This is a genomic window from Rhizobium aureum (assembly GCF_030182495.1).
In the GTDB taxonomy this organism is placed as follows: domain Bacteria; phylum Pseudomonadota; class Alphaproteobacteria; order Rhizobiales; family Rhizobiaceae; genus Rhizobium; species Rhizobium tropici_C.
In genome coordinates this window covers 1-13,283 of the sequence record NZ_JAQJCI010000020.1, presented here as the reverse complement: position 1 = coordinate 13,283, position 13,283 = coordinate 1, and the positions used below count along the sequence as shown (strand labels likewise).

The following is a 13,283-nucleotide window of genomic DNA, read 5'->3' as shown; positions in this document are numbered from 1 at the left end:
AATTCCTTAAATCGGGATCGATTTAGGCGTAAAATCATGGAGCGGCTCTAAATCAAAAAGTTAGGGCGGGATGTCGTCCGCAAACTGCTCACACTTTTCGACATCCCGCTCTACCGCGCCATATATGACGCGCAGCGCTGTGGGCACAAAAATTGCGATTTTATCGGCCCAGGATGACGTCGAGCAGCGAGGAGCGATGCGGCCGCGCCGTTGCGACCGGAGCGCCGCTGTCGCCAATGTCCGCCGGCGGGATATCGCCGCTGTCATAAGAGTAGGAGCTGTAGGGATTGGTGTCGTCGGCAAGGTTCGCCGGCGGCAGGTCCTGCGGGTCGTCATTGATCGCGGTCTGGTTGACGATCTGGGGCTGGATCGGTCTCTGCCGCAGTGTCGGTTGCTGCACGACCTGGCCGTCATCGGCGGCGCCCGAGATGATATTGCCGATCGTCATCGGCTGGTCGCCATTCGGCGCCTGCGCCATCGGCGGGCCGTTGTCGATGATCTGGCCGCCGCCGAAGATCGGCGTCGGCGTAATGCCCTTGTGGGCGGCGACCATGAACTCCTTCCATGCCTTGGCCGGCAGCCCACCGCCGGTGACCTTGCGCATCGACTTGCCGTCGTCATTGCCGAACCAGACGCCTGTCGTCAGATGGCTGGTGAAGCCGACGAAAAGCGCGTCGCGGAAGGACTGCGTCGTTCCCGACTTGCCTGCCGCCTGCCAGCCGGGAATGCGGGCCGCCTTGCCGGTGCCGTAGGCGATGACGCCGGCCATCATAGCGTTCATGTTGGCAACGATATCCGGGTTCAGCACCCGCTCAGGATTGTCGGTATTGGCCTGGTAGAGCACCTTGCCGGAAGCGGTTGTCACCTTGGTGATGACATGCGGCGCCACCTTGAAGCCGCCGTTCATGAACGTGGCATAGGCGGAAGTCAGTTCCAGCAGCGACACTTCGGACGTACCAAGCGCAATCGAAGCATTGGCCTGCAGGTCTGATTCTATGCCGAGCCTGCGGGCGACCTTGATGACCTGATCCGGCCCGATCTCGGCGACGAGCTGGGCCGCAACCGTGTTCAGCGATTGGGCCACTGCGGTGGCGAGTGTCACGGGACCGTTATAGCGCTGTTCGTAGTTCTCGGGCGCCCAATTGCCGATTTTCACCGGCATATCGTTGCGGATCGAATTGGGCGTCAGCCCTGCTTCCAGTGCGGCGGTATAGACGAACGGCTTGAAGGCGGAACCCGGCTGGCGCTTGGCGGTGACGGCGCGGTTGAATTGGCTCTGCGCATAGTCGCGGCCGCCGACGAGCGCGCGGATGGCGCCCGTCGCATCGACGGAGACGAGCGAGGCCTGCGAGGCACTCAGCTTCTTGCCGTCCTTGGCAAGCACGTCTTCCAGCGCCTTCTCGGCCTTCTCCTCAAGCGACATATCGAGCGTGGTGTCGACGATCAGGTCTTCCTTGATGTCGCCGCCGATCAGCTTTGGAAGCTGGTCCATGACCATGTCTGCGACATAGTTCTCGGCACCTGTCCAATAGCTTTTCGAACGGGTCGGCGGCTGCGACATGGCGGTCTTGATGTCGGCCTCGGAGATGAAGCCCTGATCATGCATCGCCTGTAGCACCAGCTGCGCGCGAGCCTCGGCGGCAGCCGGATCGCGGGCCGGCGACAGCCGAGAGGGCGCCTTGACCAGGCCGGCGAGCATGGCTGCCTCGCCGAGGTTTACGTCCTTGGCCGACTTGTTGAAGTAGCGCCGCGAAGCCGCCTCGACGCCATAGGCGTTGGAGCCGAAATAGACGCGGTTCAGGTACATCGTCAGGATCTGGTCCTTGGTGTATTTGTGCTCCAGCCACAGCGCCAGCAGCACTTCCTGCACCTTGCGCTCCAGCGTGCGGTCCGGCGAGAGGAACAGGTTCTTGGCGAGCTGCTGCGTGAGCGTCGAGCCACCCTGGACGGCGTGTCCGGTCAGGACGTTCGTCACGACGGCGCGGCCAAGGCCGATCGGGTCAAAGCCGAAATGGGAATAGAAGCGGCGGTCCTCGATGGCAACGATCGCCTCCGGTATGTAGGGCGACATGTCGCCAAGCGCCACGGCTTCGCCGCCTGTCGTACCGCGATTGGCGAGCAAGGTGCCGTCGAGATCGTTGATCTTTACGTTCGGCGGGCGCTCGGGGATCGACCAGGTGCTGGCGCTTGGCATGCGCGAGCCGTAATAGGCAACAAGGCCTGCAAGGCCGATGCCGGCCCAGAGGCAGAGCACCAGGCCCCAATAGATCGTGGAGCGGATGAAGCCGAAAAAGCCGCGCCGCGGGCGGGCGCGCCGCGCCGGTTTGCGCCGGCTGCGGGCGCGGGTGCGGCGAGGTTTTTCGACCACGGGCTCATCCTCGTCGTCTTCATCCTCGTCGTCGTCGAGTTCCGGCTCGTCGTAGTATGTTTTGGAAGAAGACGAATATGTCTTGGCCGAGCGCCTGCTGCCGACGATGCGCTCGCCGGCATTGAATCCGTCATCGATGCGTTCCCGACCGCTGGAAAAGGATGGTTCTATCCTCTGGCGTGATTTCTTCTTATCTGCCATTGCGGGCCGGTTGTACCTCGGTGTCCAGTATTCCCCAGTGTTCCTATGTCTTCTATCAGGCTGATCACAGCGGCGGTAGAAATCTTTGCGACCGTTCGGCCGTCTTCAAGCGGGCCGGTCGCCCGAGAGCCGATATGGCTGCCAAGGCGGCTACCCGCCATTTGTTCACGAACCCTCGTGAAGACATCAAGTCCCGCCTGAACTGTAAATGCGGCGATTTAAGGAGGAATTAAGAACAATTCCGACCCGTACCGCCAGATCGCTCCAGCTCCCTGCTGGCGGGCTGCAGAGGGAACTTTTCGCCCCTTCGGACATTAACAGAGCACAACAACAAAGAGGGCGAGCCCATGAGTTCATTGATCAAGGTGGAGGAAGTCGACAGGAGCAGATTGCGGGAGGTCTGGAGCGTCGAGGATTTTGCCCGCCGCCACCGGCTTTGCAAAGAGGAGGAAGCCCGGCTGAAGAAGCTGTTTGGCGACTTTGCGACAAAGCAGGAGCTGCTCTCAAACGCGCAGAGGCCGCCGCAATTTCGCTGAAAGGAAATTTGGCAGGCCAAGCGCGATACAGAGCGCGCGATGGAAATGACGCGATAGACATCGTGGGCCGCTACGACCGAAGGTCGGCAGTGGAGGAGGCTGCGTCAATGTGGAAACGTTTCGAACTATGGCTGGTCGATCAGATCGACCGGATATTCGGCTTGGAACGCCTTGCCCGCCGGGCAGGTTTCTCGCCGGACGAGGCAAGGCGCATCGCCCGTGAGAAGTAAATCGCATGCGATGCACACCAACCCTTCTCAAAGTCGAGGTTTGGAAGTTCACCGCATTCACGTCGCCCCGGCATCATCCGGGCCGTATTTGCCCGATCAGATCTACCCGACATGTCGCGGGAAGCTCGAAATCTTTCATATTTTCGAAAGTTCTGATCGGGGTTATAGTACGGTGTGGCCGTCGTGGAGGACGGTTCCAAGCAATTGGTAGCGCGTGAGGAGGAGTATTCATGCGGCACGTCAAATGGAGCAATCCCATTGAAGTCGGTTTTGCTCATGGTAGTTTCCAGGTAGTGACCGGTCCTTCCGATGCATTGAATTGCATGGCCAACCTGTGGCCCGATCGGCGCGGTCCTTTGTATGTTGCAGCAAGAAGCCTTTGCCGGGCAGCCATCGACGGTCGTAAGTCTGCCGAAGAGGCGCGGGAAATGTTCATCTCGGCGACGCGTGAAGCGCACCTGAAGATGCACTGAACCGCTCGGCATTTTCAAGCCGTTCGCTCAATCCCTGCGGGCCGCTGGAGGCGCGCAAGAGATTTCGTTCAAGATATTTCCGCTTGAGTGCCGCTTCTCGATAAATAGCGCATCAAAAAGCCAGCGATCTCCAAGATCGCTGGCTTTGATTTTGCGGACTCCGGAAGGCGCCGCTAGAACGGTTCAGCTTCAGGGGATCTCCGAACCGCTCCATCTCTTTGTTATCGCGCAGTTCCGGCTGGATGCCGCTCATTTCCGGGAATTGCTTAGCGATTTGAACCCCTTACGGACATCCGGCAATTCGGTTCCGAGGCCGGGCAGTCCTTGTGATCCGGGCTATAGGGGCCTGGCGTACGCGTCTCCTGTCGTGGATTGTTCTGCGGCTGCGGCTGCGGCTGCGGCTGCGGCTGCGGCTGCGGCTGAGGTTGTGGCTGAGCCTGAGGCGGCTGACGCTGGGGTTCCGGGCGGGGGCGGTTGTTGTCGCGCGGGCGGTCCGACCGGTTATCCCAGTCCTGGTTGTTGTCCGGCCGCTGACGGCCCCAGTTACGATTGTCGTCGCGCTGCCGATCCCAGTCGCGATCGGGGCGACGGTCCCAGTTGCGATCCGAATCATCGTCCCAATCGCGATTGCGGTAGGGACGGCGGTCCCAATTGCGGTCCGGGCCGTTATCCCAGTCCGATCCGCGATCCCAGCCGCGGTCGGGCCGACGATCGACCCAGCCGGGGCCACGCCGCCAGCGGTCACGGTCACGATAGAAGTCGCGGCCGCGATAGTAGCGACCCCAGTAATCATCGAAGTTGAAAACCACCGTCGGAATGCCGAGCGGCCGATAATATTGCGGGCCGACATAGATGCGGCGTGATTGATAGGTGGCCTGGATGTAGCGGCCAGCCACCCATCCGCGACCGCCGTAGAACGAGACATCGCACCAAGGCGTCTCGTTGAGGCAGCCGTTGATCTGCAGCGGCGCTCCGACGGGAATCATCGTCACGGCCGGATAGGCCGTGCTCGGACCTGACCGCATGTTGACGTTTGCGGTGGCAAAGCCCTCCGCGGCTTCCGCAACGGCCGGCAACGCAATGAATGCGGCCAGCAAGCTTGCGGCAAGAACCTTGAACCTCATGAATAATCTCCCTTTGCGCACCGTTGTCGCGAAACCGCCAACGAATGTCTTCCGCATCTCATGCGCCTACCCCGGCGCCGGTAAGATAAAAGTCGCTCATGCACGGAATCGGATAGGATTCCATGGTGATCCTTCAATCTTTACATGTGTTTTAGAGGCATTCGCATGAATGCAGCTTGAACGATGGCTTGCGGTGGCCGGAAAATCTGCTGGATTCGTTGCGATGGCCCGGTTGTGGCTGAAGCGTGTGGTGTCACTGGCGGCAGTCAGTGGAGAGATCGGTCGGAGAATTTCGGATGACGGCCTTGAAATTGCCGCCTTGCCCGCCGATATAGACATCAGTCATGCAGCCGAGGGCGGCTGGCGCGCTTCAAAGCGAGCCGTTTTCGTTCATCATGGTTTTGGAAGCGAAGTTGACCTTTGGTTAACCTTTCATGATCAATCTGGCTGCAGTTCCGCATTGCCTTTGACCACGGATGTACTGGCACTGATGCGATAGCGGATGGCGAAAGGCCGGGTTATTCCGGCCTTTTTGTTTTTGCGATGGCGTGCTCTTGCGCAAGCGGAGCGCGCCATTTTCAGTTTCAGCACGGAAGCTCCATCATCTCTTCGGCATCAAAAGAAAAACCGCCGCGGAGAACGCGGCGGTTTTCGCTTTAGGCTTTCAGTTCAAGCAAAGTGCCCGGCGGGCCGGGCGACCTTGTCAGTTCGCCTTCTTGGCAGCGACCTTGACGACCTTGGCCGGAGCCGCGGCCACGGTTGTTTTGCCAGCTGGCACGTAGCCGGCACCGATCGCGACGTTCAGCGAGATATAGTCGATGGCGCTCTGCTGAACCGCCTGAGCAAGGCTCTGCTGAGCGCTGGTCACGTTGCGCTGGGCGTCCAGAACGTCGAGCAGCGAAGACGCGCCATCCTTATAGCTGGCGGTCGAGAGCTGCAGGGCTTCCTGGTAGGACTTGACCTGAGCGTGCAGGGCCGCAACCGTCTGCGCATCGCGGGTCACCGCCGATAGGGCGTTTTCAACGTCCTGGATCGCGGTTCTCACCGTCTGCTGCCAGACAATGTATTGTTCGCGGCTGGACGATTCCGCGCTCTTGACACCGGCGCGCAGCGTGCCGCCGTCGAAGATCGGCAGGTTCAGCGCCGGGCCGAACGACCAGCTGGTGAGGCTGCCGCTTGCGGACGGGCTATGGATATAGGACGGCGAGATCGCACCGCTGAGCGTGATCGACGGGAAGAGCTTCGCTTCAGCAACGCCAATCTGGGCGGTCGCGGCGGCAAGGTTCCGCTCTGCGGCGCGAATGTCAGGACGGTTGCGGATGAGATCGGCCGGGACGCCGGTGCGGACGCTGCCGCGGAATACCGGCTGGCTGCCGCCGCCCTGCATCTGCGCGATGATCGTGGACGAAGGCACGTTGAGCAGGGTTGCGATGTGATGCACCGCCTGGCGGTAGCTGATCTCGAAGCCGGGAATCGTCGACAGCGTCGAGTTGACGAGGCCTTCGGCCTGGACGACGTCGAGGCGCGAGGCAGCGCCGGCTTCGAGCTGGAACTTGGTCAGCGAAAGCGTGTCGCGCCGGGACTTCAGGTTTTCGCGGGCGATTGCCACCAGCGCCTGATAGTAGCGGGCATTGACATAGCTGGTGGCCAGGTCCTGCAGATAGGTCAGGCGCGCGGTATCGACGTTGGAATAGGCGGCATCGAGCGAGGCGTTGGCGCTTTCCGTTGCGCGGCGATACTGGCCCCAGAGGTCGAGCAGCCATGAAACAGAGGCGCCGCCGCTGGTGCTGTTTCGCGTTTCGGTCTGCGTGCGCAGCGAGCCCTTCTGGCCGCTGGTCGTGTGGTCGCCGGTAACCGTCAGGCTCGGCAGGCCGCCAGCGCCTGCGGTCACGACCGCCGCTTCAGCCTGGTTGATGCGTTCTAGCGACTGCTGGATGTTGAGGTTCTGGGCAAGTCCCTGTGCGGCGAAGGCATTCAGCTTGGAATCGCCGAAAGCGGTCCACCATTGCGAGCCGGCGATATCGCCGTTCGCCTTCGTACCGCCCTCCGAGAATTTGGCCGGGAGAGGCATTTCCGGTGGCTTATGGTCTGGGCCGCTGACGCAGCCTGCCAAAACAAGCAGCAGGGCGGGGGCGGCAGTACGAATGGAAACCATCACATTGTCCCACAATTCAATTTACATGATCAGTGTCTTTAACGGAGTCAACATGACTCCAGGTACCGGTGCTCCAGTCTTACGCAGTACAAACAATGACCCGAAGCGGTCGGCGTCAATCTAGCAACGAGTTTTGCAATAGCACAGTGGCTTTTACGAATTCTCGGCAGCGAACATATGGGTGATCGGGCGAAATATCAGCTTATCGGTAAAAAAAATCTGAAGTGTTGCAAAAAACATACCCCTTCCTACGCAATCAAGAGATGCAAGAGGCGCAAAAACTCCCACACACCACAACTTCCGCGAAGTTTCGGCGTACCGATTCAGCTGAGCGATGGTCCAGACCATCGCTTTAAGGGAAATAGCGGGCGAGGCTTGCGCGAACCCGGTCACGCGGTGTTGCACCGCGATCGTCAGGCACGAAAGGGGTGCCTGTAATCGCTTCGAAGGCGCGGATATAGACCTTGGACGTCTCTTCGATGAGCTCGCCCGGGATTTCGGGAATCTCATCCTTGTAGGGATCGCAACGCTCTGTGACCCAGGCGCGGACGAAATCCTTGTCGAAGCTTTCCGGGCGCATGCCCTTTTCGAAACGCTCCTGATAGCTGCCGGCCAGCCAATAGCGGCTGCTGTCGGGCGTATGGATTTCATCGGCGAGGATGATGGTTCCGTTTTCGTCGGTCCCGAATTCATATTTCGTATCGACGAGGATCAGTCCGCGCTTGCGGGCGATTTCCTGCCCTCGTGCGAACAGGGCAAGGGCATAGTCAGACAACGTCTGCCATTGCTTTTGCGTCAGAAGCCCGTGTTCGACGATTTCAGTCGGCGTGAGGGGCTCGTCGTGACCGCCGTCGAATTCCTTGCTGGTCGGCGTGATGATCGGCTCCGGCAGGATCTGGTTGTCGCGCATGCCGTCAGGCAGCGTGATTCCGTACATTTCCCGCTGGCCTTTCTTGTAGAGCGTCAAGATGGACGTACCGGTCGTGCCGGCGAGATAGCCGCGGACGACGATTTCGACCGGAAGGATATTCAGCCGCTTGCCGACGACGACATTCGGGTCCGGATAGTCGATCACATGGTTCGGGCAGATGTCGCGTGTCTGTTCGAACCAGTAGCGCGCGGTTTGCGTCAGGACCTGGCCCTTGTAGGGAATGCACGTGAGGATGCGGTCGAAGGCACTGAGCCGATCGGTGCTGATAATGATGCGGCTGCCGTCGGGCAGGTCGTAATTCTCGCGCACCTTGCCGCGATAGTAGTTGGGCAATTCCGGAAAATGGGCTTCGGAGAGAATTCGCAACGTGTCCACCAACAAGCTCGTGCATCCGCCTGACGGACGCTTCTTGAGCGGACCCTTAGCGCATCACGGCCGGAATCGGAACGGTCTTCCTATATTATAATATGTAATCCGTTGCTGGTCGCCTCGTCGCGCCGGCCAAAAGCCGTCAGTTCGGCTGGCGCCAGCAGCCGTTTTCGCTTCGTTCGAGGATCGGCGTGGAAAAGACGCCGACGATCCGCTCGCTCCATTGCTTGCCGTCGATATCGACACGATCGCGCCAGCGCTCGGATTGCAGCATGGCCGCCCCGATCACCGCAGGCTCGATGCCGCAGGACGTCAGGAGAGAAAGCCCGGAGACGATCGAGGCGCCGCTGGAAATGACATCGTCGATCAGCGCGACGCGCTTTCCTTCCAGCAGCGGCAGCATTCGTGGGTCTATATAGAGACGCTTCTCCTGGTTCGGCGTGGTGATCGAGGAAAGCGGGACCGACAACTCCTCGCGATACCAGAACTTGCGCGATGTTCCGAGCGGCACATAGCGCGCATGACCGAGCGCGCGCGCCACCGCTGCCGCCAGCGTCAGCCCGAGCGTCGGCAATCCTGCGACGACCTCGATATCGTGAGCCGCGATCCGCGCTGCCAATGCTGCCGCCAGCGCCTCCAGCACGGTAAAGCTCGACTGATTAATGATGAGCGATGCCAGCGCGTGTTCGCCGTCCCCGAGTACGCGGATCGGCAGGCGTAATTGACGTCCGTCCGGCAGTTCGGCCACATGGAAATCCGCTCGCTCCTCCATCAGGTCGAAGCTGCCGGGTGCATGCAGCTCCTGCCAGAAATCGTGGGGTTGCATTGCATTCCGCCTTCTATCTGTTGACTTTCATTCCGGCGCGCCGGCGCAGGCCAAGGATTTCGGCCTCGGTCAAGGCCCGCACGCCGCCCTTCGGCAGATCGCCGAGCGCGATATCGCCAAAGGCGACACGCACCAGCCGCAGGCATTCGATGCCAAGCGCCTCCAGCATGCGCCGGATCTGTCGGTTGCGGCCCTCCTTGAGTTCCACTTCGATCCAGCTGTTGCGATCGCCGCTGCGCAGCAGGCGGGCTGAGCTTGCCGTCAGAAGCTCGCCGTCGTCGACGATGCCGCGCTCCATGCGCGCAAGCTGTTCCTGATCCATGATGCGGTCGACCTGCACGTGATAGGCCTTGCCGACATGGCTGACGGGATCGAGCAGGGACTGGGCCAGCACCGTATCATTGGTGAAGAGCAGCAGCCCTTCGCTCGCCTTGTCCAGCCGTCCAACTGGCGCGAGGTGCCGGGCATCGATCTCCTTGAGGCAATCATAGACCGTCGGCCGCCCTTCGGGGTCATCGCGGGTGGTCACCAGCCCGCGTGGCTTGTTCAGCATGAAATAGAGCTTCTTTTCCGCTGATATCTCTCTGCCATCGACCGCGAATTTCGAATGCTCCAGATCGACCCAGGTAGTGGGATCCGCGATCTTCCGGCCATCCACGCTGACACGGCCGGCGGTAATCAGCGCCTCCGCCTGGGTGCGGGAGCAGTAGCCGAGCTTGGAAAGCGCTCGCGGCAAGGTCACGCGCTTGCCTTCGGGCTCCTGGGCGCGCTTCGCCGCCCTGCCGGATCTTTGCGGTGATTGCCGCTGGCTCACCCGTTCTGCCTCATGATCATCGTTGCTGTCTTCATCGCGTGGCCGGGCGTTGCGCCCGGGAAGGACATCCTTTCGCATGGCGGCGGCGGGGACGCAAACCGCATTGTGCGGGAAGAGACTATTGAAACGCAAACAGGGCTCGCACTTCGTGGATGCGAGCCCTGTCGTGGGCCGGAGCGGGCGATGGGGTCGGGTAGACGGCAGGGCTGCCGCCATTCGCTCCGGAGGGATAGCCCTTGCCCGAAAACCTGCACTGCTTCTTTTGCTGGTGTTTTTCAAAAGAGGAGAAATTTGTTACAGTTTGTAACGCTGGCCGTTTCCCTGTTGCCAAAACGACCTCTCGCCCCGCATGGAAGGGCCATGGTTTCCGCATCGCTTCTTCTGGTCGAGGACGACCGCGAGATTAGGGCGCTCCTGGAGGAGTTCCTGAGCCGTGAGGGTTTTTCCGTGCAGACGGCCGATAGCGCCGCCGTCATGGATCGCGTTCTGTCCAAGGGTTTTCCCGATCTGATCATTCTCGACCTGATGCTGCCCGGAGAGGACGGGTTGTCGGTATGCCGCCGCATCCGCGCGCGCAGCAAAGTGCCGATCCTTATATTGACGGCGAAGACGGAAGATATCGATCGCATCGTCGGTCTCGAAATGGGCGCGGATGATTATCTCGGCAAGCCCTTCAATCCGCGCGAGCTTCTGGCGCGCATCCGCGCCATCCTTCGGCGATCCGGGCCGGAACGGCCGGAAGACGCCAGTATCCCGTCACGCCGTAAGTGTTTCGCCGGCTTGACCGTCGATCTCGACGGCCGCGTCATCGAAATGGACGGCGAACGCGTCGTGCATCTGACGACGGCGGAGTTCGATCTGCTTGTCTGCTTCCTCGAGCGGCCACGGCGCGTCCTGTCGCGCGAACAATTGCTCGACTGGACACGCGGCCGCGGCGCCGACCCCTTCGATCGCACCATCGACGTCACGGTCTCCCGCCTGCGCACCAAGCTCGGGCACTGCCTGCCCGATGGCGCCCATATCATCACCACCGTGCGCAATGCCGGCTATCTTCTCACCACGGACGTGAAGGATGTCTGAGCCATGCTGAAACTCGGTCTCGTCGCCCGCATCATCATGATCGTCGCCGTGGCATTGTTCGTCATACAGCTCGCGGCTTTCGCCGCCGCCCAGCTGAAGCCGGATACGTCGTTCAATCCGGAGCTGTCGCCAGCCATGCGAGTCAAGACGGCGGTCCGTCTTCTCGATGCCGTCCCGCCGGAGACGCAGCCGATGGCCGTGCGGGCGCTGAATGCCAATGGTCTGGCGATCCGGCTCGCCGATGCGCCGGCAGCCGGTCAGAAGAGCGAGACTTCGCATCTGACGCTCACCGGCAAGCTGGCGCGTGAATTCGCCAACATCGCCTTCGGCAATCGTTACTTCAACATGCGCTCGCTGTCGGAAGAGCCGCAGGGCTGGTTCTCGGTCGGTGCGCCGGACCGGATCATGGAAGTGTCGATCGGCGTCGCGGGCGGCAAGATTGCGGTCTTCGATCTTCCCGAGACCCCGACCGTTCGATTGCACGGAATTCCTATCGGCCTTATCTCGGGCATCCTCGGCATGCTGGTTGCGGTCATCGCCATTGTCGCGGTGGCGCGCGAAACCCGGCCCTTGACGCGCTTGTCCCGCACCGTCAACTCGATCGGCAACGGATTGCAGCCGGTTCATATTCCGGAAAGGGGAGCCTGCGAGCTGCGCATGCTGATCAAGGCGATCAACGCCATGCAGCTGCGCATTTCCGCCTTGGTCAATAATCGTACCCTAATCCTCGGAGCAATCTCGCATGATCTGAGGACCTATCTCACCCGCTTCCGCCTGCGCATGGAAATGATGCCCGACACGCCGCATCGTGATCGGGCGATTGCCGATGTCGAAGCCATGCAGCGGCTGGTGGAGGATGCTCTGGGCTTTGCCCGCAGCACCGTCGTTTCGGACGGCAAGACCATTGCCGATCTCGACGCAGCCATTTTCGACCACCTGGCGGAGCGGCACGACGGACAGGGTCTTGTCGTCTTCACGCCGATCGGGCAGCCGGTCGCGGTGACCATGACGGAGACCGCTCTGGTGCGCGTATTGGACAATCTCATAGACAATGCCTTGCGCTACGGCTGTAGGGCCGATCTCGCCGTCGAACGTCGCGGAGATCAGGCCGCCATCATCGTCGGAGATCGTGGGCCGGGCATTCCGGCAGACCGGCGCAAAGAAGTGCTCGAGCCCTTCGTGCGGCTCGAAGAATCGCGCAATCGCGATCTCGGCGGCAGCGGTCTGGGCCTTGCGATCGTTCGCCAGATTGTCGATGCACATGGCGGCATGTTCTGCCTGGAGGATCGCGAGGGAGGTGGGCTGAATGCCGTTGTTCTATTGCCGCTGGCGGTGATGCAAAGGAAAGCAGCCTGAAATAGGCGCGATTATTTTACAATCGAGCAGATGCGCGATCGACGTGTTGTGCGAACAGTGCCTGCTCAGTGGCAGGTCAGGAATTTCCTGAGCTCTTCCTGGCTCAGCACGATACCGGCTGCCGCTTTCAGCGGGTCCGGATGGGTATAGGTAAAGCTCGGCAGGTCGGGCAGATCCAATGCCTGGCGCATGCTCATGATGCCGAGCGCGCGTCGGCCATTGGCGCTGACGAAACTGACTTCGATGATGCTTTCTGGTCTTGTTGTATGCATTGTTTCCTCCCTTCTCTAATATATAGCAGAAAGCTTATGTAAAATCTCGGTTTTTCTGAGGCTTGTGCGGGAGTTGCGTATCGGCGGGTTCGTATCGCTACCCGAAGGTCGCAATGAGCGGGTTGATTGGATTTGAAAGGGCTAGATCATCAGAAGCTCGCGATAAGGCACCCGCATGGAAATTTTGACCACTTGGACAAACTTTTTCGAGGTCTGTGAGGAAAACCTTCCGCCATTTCCCGTCTCCAGCACAAATCCTCTTTTCCATTCAATCACTTACAAAAATGTCAGAATTTTTACAGCTGGAGTGTTGACTTGGTTCGGAGGTAGGGTCTATAAGCCCGATCACTGACGAGGGCGGCGGCGCTGCTGGCGACGAAGTCTCTCGCTCTGGTGTTTCCTGGATTGGCTGCGATGCTGATTGGTGGTTCTGGGCTGAGGCTTGGGATTGGTGGGAATGCTATTTTTGACTGGGTTTACTGGTCGGTTATTTGACAATTGAAGATGAGAAGAAAGAGAAACGTGGGCGGCGAAGCTTGCGGGACCGG

At 60.5% G+C, this 13,283-nt stretch carries 13 protein-coding genes; 6 read left to right on the top strand and 7 right to left on the bottom strand.

All coding sequences use genetic code 11. The features are described from left to right. Positions 1–160: 160 nt before the first annotated feature. Positions 161–2,569, bottom strand: a complete 2,409-nt coding sequence (locus tag PH552_RS28685) for a transglycosylase domain-containing protein (RefSeq protein ID WP_285166459.1) — start codon at positions 2,567–2,569, stop codon at positions 161–163. A 347-nt stretch (positions 2,570–2,916) separates the two neighbouring features. Between PH552_RS28685 and PH552_RS28680 the strand changes: the two genes are divergently transcribed. The 3 genes from PH552_RS28680 to PH552_RS28670 all read left to right on the top strand — a co-directional run bounded on the left by PH552_RS28680 (position 2,917) and on the right by PH552_RS28670 (position 3,808). Further along, positions 2,917–3,105 carry a hypothetical protein gene (locus PH552_RS28680; protein WP_112340108.1) on the top strand — a complete coding sequence of 63 codons (189 nt, stop codon included), beginning with the start codon at positions 2,917–2,919 and terminating at the stop codon, positions 3,103–3,105. A 107-nt stretch (positions 3,106–3,212) separates the two neighbouring features. Continuing rightward, positions 3,213–3,335 (top strand): hypothetical protein, encoded by a 123-nt coding sequence (locus PH552_RS28675; RefSeq protein ID WP_257714005.1) that lies wholly within the window; start codon positions 3,213–3,215, stop codon positions 3,333–3,335. 230 nt (positions 3,336–3,565) lie between these two features. After that, positions 3,566–3,808, top strand: a complete 243-nt coding sequence (locus PH552_RS28670; RefSeq protein WP_113250083.1) for a DUF982 domain-containing protein — start codon at positions 3,566–3,568, stop codon at positions 3,806–3,808. Positions 3,809–4,074: 266 nt separating this feature from the next. Here PH552_RS28670 and PH552_RS28665 read toward each other — a convergent pair whose 3' ends face one another. Further along, positions 4,075–4,932, bottom strand: a complete 858-nt coding sequence (locus PH552_RS28665; RefSeq protein WP_113250082.1) for an SH3 domain-containing protein — start codon at positions 4,930–4,932, stop codon at positions 4,075–4,077. Positions 4,933–5,101: 169 nt separating this feature from the next. On the opposite strand from PH552_RS28665, the gene PH552_RS28660 reads away from it, so the two are divergent. Further along, on the top strand, positions 5,102–5,431 hold the full coding sequence (locus PH552_RS28660) for a hypothetical protein (RefSeq protein ID WP_162736974.1): 330 nt from the start codon (positions 5,102–5,104) through the stop codon (positions 5,429–5,431). Positions 5,432–5,635: 204 nt separating this feature from the next. Here the strand turns inward: PH552_RS28660 and PH552_RS28655 are convergent, their stop codons facing one another. The 4 genes from PH552_RS28655 to PH552_RS28640 all read right to left on the bottom strand — a co-directional run bounded on the left by PH552_RS28655 (position 5,636) and on the right by PH552_RS28640 (position 10,027). Next, positions 5,636–7,087, bottom strand: a complete 1,452-nt coding sequence (locus PH552_RS28655) for an efflux transporter outer membrane subunit (protein ID WP_113250081.1) — start codon at positions 7,085–7,087, stop codon at positions 5,636–5,638. 352 nt (positions 7,088–7,439) lie between these two features. Continuing rightward, positions 7,440–8,384: a phosphoribosylaminoimidazolesuccinocarboxamide synthase gene (locus PH552_RS28650; protein WP_113250104.1), complete on the bottom strand. Its 945-nt coding sequence runs from the start codon at positions 8,382–8,384 to the stop codon at positions 7,440–7,442. Positions 8,385–8,529: 145 nt separating this feature from the next. Further along, positions 8,530–9,213, bottom strand: coding sequence for a phosphoribosyltransferase (locus PH552_RS28645; protein WP_113250080.1), 684 nt, complete (start codon positions 9,211–9,213; stop codon positions 8,530–8,532). 13 nt (positions 9,214–9,226) lie between these two features. Continuing rightward, positions 9,227–10,027 (bottom strand): pseudouridine synthase, encoded by an 801-nt coding sequence (locus PH552_RS28640; RefSeq protein ID WP_113250103.1) that lies wholly within the window; start codon positions 10,025–10,027, stop codon positions 9,227–9,229. A gap of 360 nt (positions 10,028–10,387) precedes the next feature. Between PH552_RS28640 and PH552_RS28635 the strand changes: the two genes are divergently transcribed. Together PH552_RS28635 and PH552_RS28630 are read left to right on the top strand one after the other, a co-directional pair. Then, positions 10,388–11,107: a response regulator gene (locus PH552_RS28635; protein ID WP_113250079.1), complete on the top strand. Its 720-nt coding sequence runs from the start codon at positions 10,388–10,390 to the stop codon at positions 11,105–11,107. A gap of 3 nt (positions 11,108–11,110) precedes the next feature. Further along, the gene (locus tag PH552_RS28630; protein ID WP_113250078.1) at positions 11,111–12,463 is read left to right on the top strand and encodes an ATP-binding protein; all 1,353 of its coding nucleotides are present in this window, start codon (positions 11,111–11,113) and stop codon (positions 12,461–12,463) included. A 65-nt stretch (positions 12,464–12,528) separates the two neighbouring features. Here the strand turns inward: PH552_RS28630 and PH552_RS28625 are convergent, their stop codons facing one another. After that, a complete protein-coding gene (locus PH552_RS28625; protein ID WP_113250077.1) occupies positions 12,529–12,735 on the bottom strand; it encodes a hypothetical protein in 207 nt (68 codons plus the stop codon). Between the last annotated feature and the right edge of the window lie 548 nt (positions 12,736–13,283).

What these genes read in the sequence shown, in the direction of transcription:
- PH552_RS28675 (WP_257714005.1), top strand. Translation starts at nt 3,213, where the DNA reads ATGTGGAAACGTTTCGAACTATGGCTGGTCGATCAGATCGACCGGATA.
- PH552_RS28670 (WP_113250083.1), top strand. Translation starts at nt 3,566, where the DNA reads ATGCGGCACGTCAAATGGAGCAATCCCATTGAAGTCGGTTTTGCTCAT.
- PH552_RS28625 (WP_113250077.1), bottom strand. Translation starts at nt 12,735, where the DNA reads ATGCATACAACAAGACCAGAAAGCATCATCGAAGTCAGTTTCGTCAGC.
- PH552_RS28655 (WP_113250081.1), bottom strand. Translation starts at nt 7,087, where the DNA reads ATGGTTTCCATTCGTACTGCCGCCCCCGCCCTGCTGCTTGTTTTGGCA.
- PH552_RS28645 (WP_113250080.1), bottom strand. Translation starts at nt 9,213, where the DNA reads ATGCAACCCCACGATTTCTGGCAGGAGCTGCATGCACCCGGCAGCTTC.
- PH552_RS28635 (WP_113250079.1), top strand. Translation starts at nt 10,388, where the DNA reads ATGGTTTCCGCATCGCTTCTTCTGGTCGAGGACGACCGCGAGATTAGG.
- PH552_RS28685 (WP_285166459.1), bottom strand. Translation starts at nt 2,569, where the DNA reads ATGGCAGATAAGAAGAAATCACGCCAGAGGATAGAACCATCCTTTTCC.
- PH552_RS28680 (WP_112340108.1), top strand. Translation starts at nt 2,917, where the DNA reads ATGAGTTCATTGATCAAGGTGGAGGAAGTCGACAGGAGCAGATTGCGG.
- PH552_RS28660 (WP_162736974.1), top strand. Translation starts at nt 5,102, where the DNA reads ATGCAGCTTGAACGATGGCTTGCGGTGGCCGGAAAATCTGCTGGATTC.
- PH552_RS28630 (WP_113250078.1), top strand. Translation starts at nt 11,111, where the DNA reads ATGCTGAAACTCGGTCTCGTCGCCCGCATCATCATGATCGTCGCCGTG.
- PH552_RS28665 (WP_113250082.1), bottom strand. Translation starts at nt 4,932, where the DNA reads ATGAGGTTCAAGGTTCTTGCCGCAAGCTTGCTGGCCGCATTCATTGCG.